Consider the following 1,093-nt stretch of genomic DNA (forward strand, 5'->3'; position numbering starts at 1 on the left):
CAAAGCTTATCTTTCCAACTGCTAATTTTCTTACCTCTGGATCTTCATCAGCTTTTGCAATGATAGTTAGATGGGGGCCAAAGGTTATTTTACTGACGGCATCTTTTCTAACTCCCGGGTTTGGATCAGTTGTTGCAATAACATAGAGAATAGAGTCAGAATCAGTAGCTTCTAATGTTGTTATTGTTTTTTCAGTTGAATTATTATGTGTTGAACTGACGCTACAGCTAATGAGTAAAACAATAATTAAGGGAGTAATAAAAAATTGAAGTGCTTTCATAGATTATTGTCGGTTTAGATTTAGGTAGCCTAACGGTTTCGGGCTTTGCGTTCGGGCGGGTTTCGGAGCACAAACTTATCACCACGTTAAGCCATTGATTAAGTGTTATTTCGTTCAAATATAGCACTATCCGCGCAATGTTTTATGACCGTGTGTTGGCTGCAGTTATTTTTATCTAATATATTTGTTTACCTCAAAATTGAATAATTCGGTTTGTGTTTTCATAAAATCCTTAAAAGTTTGATTACTCTTCAAATTACCATTAATATCAAGTTCAAGATTTCTTATTTGGTCATTTTCTTTTAGAACTTTACTAATACTAGGATTCAATCCAATTCTAGTTAAGTTTATCAAGTCTTTATCATTGCTACCATAAACTGCTAATAAATATGTCTCTTCACTTATAAAATTGAAGTCGAATAAAAATGTGATTAGCTTTTTGAGCTTAAAGCTGACAAAATCTTCCTCTAACTTAATTTTTACCAAACAGATATTTGCAAGTTTTTGCCTTGATTTTCCTTTAAGGTTGATATAAACTTCATTCTGATACTCACGATTTTTATATTTATCTGATTGTCTTGCAACCTCCCCGAATGAACTACCTATAAATAAATATGAATCTGAAACATCATTAGCTTTTTCTTCGAAATAAGTAAGCGTACTGGCTATTTTCTCTTTTAAACTTAAAAGTTGAAATATGTTAATGTAGTTTTTGTAATAAGCTCTTGCTTTTGGATTCTTTAAACGCTCTAGTTCAAAATCTTTTATTTCATTTTCTAAGTTTCTAATAAACACCTCATATATGGTTTTAAT

The 1,093-nt window shown here is 31.2% G+C and carries 2 protein-coding genes; both read right to left on the reverse strand.

The genetic code is table 11. The features are described 5' to 3' along the window. A partial coding sequence (locus tag ACYVAA_RS22910) for a hypothetical protein (protein ID WP_460546410.1) occupies nucleotides 1-280 on the reverse strand: 280 nt, incomplete at its 3' end. A 171-nt stretch (nucleotides 281-451) separates the two neighbouring features. Continuing rightward, nucleotides 452-1,093: hypothetical protein (locus ACYVAA_RS22915; RefSeq protein WP_460546413.1), on the reverse strand; the 642-nt coding region annotated here is incomplete at its 5' end.

The sequence above is a fragment of the Echinicola sediminis genome (genome assembly GCF_054777495.1).